Below are 3,155 nucleotides of genomic sequence, written 5' to 3'. Positions count from 1 at the left end.
CCTGAGTATCTCTTCTTTGAAATCAGGCTCATAATGTGCGTGGGATTTCTTGGCTTTTTTTACGTCCATTTTCTGCATTTTTTATGCAAAAAAGTGTGCCGTTTTTTTGAACCACCTCAATCATGTGGCGTTGGAATGTAATAACCCCATTAACAATAGCACAAAATTTGTTTTGTTTCAATCCATTTATGCCATCATGTGGCGTTGGAATAGTCTATTTCAGACCCAACAACACCACTTTTTGTAGGTTTCAATCCATTTATGCCATCATGTGGCGTTGGAATATTTCAATGTACAACCAGTCAATTAATATTGTTACTCGTTTCAATCCATTTATGCCATCATGTGGCGTTGGAATAAAAATGAGGGTAGCGACGTTACCATATTCTCCTCAGTTTCAATCCATTTATGCCATCATGTGGCGTTGGAATTAGTAGATGTACTTTGTTATGTACGCAAGAATCACGAAACGTTTCAATCCATTTATGCCATCATGTGGCGTTGGAATTAAGGCACTGCAGGCGACTTTACAGAGATGATTACAATGTTTCAATCCATTTATGCCATCATGTGGCGTTGGAATAAAGAGCCGTGGTATTCCTCCCGAAACGATAGTGGCCGTTTCAATCCATTTATGCCATCATGTGGCGTTGGAATATTGTACGGTTTTAGGGCTGAAGTCAATCAGCCCTGTTCGTTTCAATCCATTTATGCCATCATGTGGCGTTGGAATTTATTCGGTTAGGGGTCTGGTGTGTTAATCCCTCTTGTTTCAATCCATTTATGCCATCATGTGGCGTTGGAATTTACTTACATAATCACCGTAATTTACTTACATATAAAGTTTCAATCCATTTATGCCATCATGTGGCGTTGGAATTATGACCGTGTTCGTGAGGTTAGAAGCGAGTTCGAGTTTCAATCCATTTATGCCATCATGTGGCGTTGGAATTTGATTTGAATTTATCACAGTTTCAAAAATTGCCTTGTTTCAATCCATTTATGCCATCATGTGGCGTTGGAATAAAAATTCATCAGCTAAATCCCCACGGTCTATTTCGTTTCAATCCATTTATGCCATCATGTGGCGTTGGAATATGGGTTGTACTGCATATCAGTTGAGCCGTGCCATTCTCGTTTCAATCCATTTATGCCATCATGTGGCGTTGGAATCTTTTTATCGTGCTTTGATGGATTTTAGTATAAATTTGTTTCAATCCATTTATGCCATCATGTGGCGTTGGAATTGGAAATTTACTACGTAAGCAAGCAAGACAACAAGGGTTTCAATCCATTTATGCCATCATGTGGCGTTGGAATTGATAATAGGCATTGAACGCCCTCACCAATCTGATGTTTCAATCCATTTATGCCATCATGTGGCGTTGGAATACGGAATTGACGACCACAAACACGACCTACACGTAGGTTTCAATCCATTTATGCCATCATGTGGCGTTGGAATATGAGTATAGCTATCTAAGGATAGAGAAAAGGATATTTTGTTTCAATCCATTTATGCCATCATGTGGCGTTGGAATTTTATGCTTTGCTATCTCATCAAATATTTTTGATACATCGTTTCAATCCATTTATGCCATCATGTGGCGTTGGAATTTTAGGCAAAAAATTGAAGCTCGTAAAGCCTTTATAAGTTTCAATCCATTTATGCCATCATGTGGCGTTGGAATTGTTGGCGGTTTGGCTCTGCTCGCTCTTCGCTTTGGGTTGGGTTTCAATCCATTTATGCCATCATGTGGCGTTGGAATCCGTCAGGAACATTAAGTCGCTGACTATTAATTGTTTGTACTGTTTTTTTGAGCCATCTTTTTTTATGTTTACAATATGCCAAAGAGCGTTTTTTCATAACTTTTACAAATTTTTCCGTAAGGTTAAGTGTTTGATTGTTAATGTTTTAGGCTTGTCTTTTAAGGGTGGTTAAATAAATTAGCCTTCGGAATGACCAAAACAAGACCTATTTAGTACAAATATTTCTATACGTGCAATTTACACATCTTGACTTATACTTAGTAGCTTTGGGATAGATATTTCCTTCAATAATTTTTTCAATCTCTCTGACAGCATATTTTACATTTTCTTTGTCAGAATCTTCTATCTTTACTTCAATCAATTTATGATGGCTACGAGTATAAACCAGAAATCCTTTCTCAACTTTCTTTCCAAAAGTATCTTCTATCAACCAGGCATAACAAAAGAGTTGAGTGCGGTAGGTTTCATAAATTTTATCTTCATATATCGCAAATTTATAGTCTAATGGAGCCATTGTTCCATCTTCCAAAACTAATACTTCATCTATCACTCCTCTAATCAAATCATTAGTCAAATATTGGTCTAAATGCTTGTCGGTTACTCCTATACGTCGGCGAAGATAATTTTTATTCTGTTCTAATTTCTGGTCATGAATCTCTCTGCCCTTAATTACCTTAAAATTCTTTTCTTCAAACTGCGGAATTCCCAAGACATACTCAAAAAAAGTAAATCTGGGACAGTATAAATATTGGATAATATGAGATGGCGTTAGTGTTATCATCATTAAAAGAATAAAGCTCTTATTTCGTCATTGACTAATTTTTTATCAAATGCTTGTCCAAGTAATACAGTTTGTTTTAATTCCGTCTGATTCATAGGAAAGATATAAATTTTGTCAACATCGACATTTATTAATTCTTCTAAACGAAGCGTCAACGTGTCCTTTTCGTTGTTGGTTAACGTTCCAACAAAACACGAAAATTGTACTCTATATAAACCTGCTTGCTTACATATTTTAGAGACTTTCGTTCTATTTTTATCGTTCTCAATGTCATATAATACCCAAATAACCATCGCATTTTAAATTTCTGTTTTGTCAATTGTTAATTTCTGAGGGTCACTATTATTACCCAAAATAGCATTCGCAAAAATATGGCTATCATACTGTATCGCATTTGAACGAGTATGATTTTTTCCTCTATGTCGAATGGTGTCTTCGTCCATAAATTTATTGAATGCTTCTATTAATAGTTTTTTGCCTTCTACATTAGACAACTTTCTTAATTGACATTTAGGTACTTTTGTTATAAACAACTGATTATGAACGATAAGTATAAATTATTGCAAGACAATCCAAAGATTTGTAAACGTCTTTTTGGGATTAA

Annotated in this window: 3 protein-coding genes and 1 CRISPR repeat array; all 3 genes read right to left on the bottom strand. The window is 35.6% G+C overall.

The window, feature by feature from the left end:
- Positions 1-174: 174 nt before the first annotated feature.
- Positions 175-1,769: direct repeats of the CRISPR family, unit length 37 nt; unit sequence GTTTCAATCCATTTATGCCATCATGTGGCGTTGGAAT.
- A gap of 206 nt (positions 1,770-1,975) precedes the next feature.
- From cas4 to VB796_RS23600, 3 genes are read right to left on the bottom strand one after another with little or no spacing between them, the layout of a single operon-like run.
- Positions 1,976-2,554, bottom strand: coding sequence for a CRISPR-associated protein Cas4 (gene cas4 / locus VB796_RS23610; RefSeq protein ID WP_323349058.1), 579 nt, complete (start codon positions 2,552-2,554; stop codon positions 1,976-1,978).
- Positions 2,554-2,844, bottom strand: coding sequence for a CRISPR-associated endonuclease Cas2 (gene cas2 / locus VB796_RS23605; protein WP_109745370.1), 291 nt, complete (start codon positions 2,842-2,844; stop codon positions 2,554-2,556). The genes cas4 and cas2 overlap by 1 nt, the downstream gene beginning before the upstream one ends.
- Before the next feature lie 6 nt (positions 2,845-2,850).
- Positions 2,851-3,045 (bottom strand): hypothetical protein, encoded by a 195-nt coding sequence (locus VB796_RS23600; RefSeq protein WP_323349057.1) that lies wholly within the window; start codon positions 3,043-3,045, stop codon positions 2,851-2,853.
- Between the last annotated feature and the right edge of the window lie 110 nt (positions 3,046-3,155).

Origin of the sequence: Arcicella sp. LKC2W (genome assembly GCF_034931005.1) — a bacterium.
Taxonomy (GTDB): Bacteria; Bacteroidota; Bacteroidia; order Cytophagales; family Spirosomataceae; genus Arcicella.
This window is presented reverse-complemented; position numbering and strand designations above follow the sequence as displayed.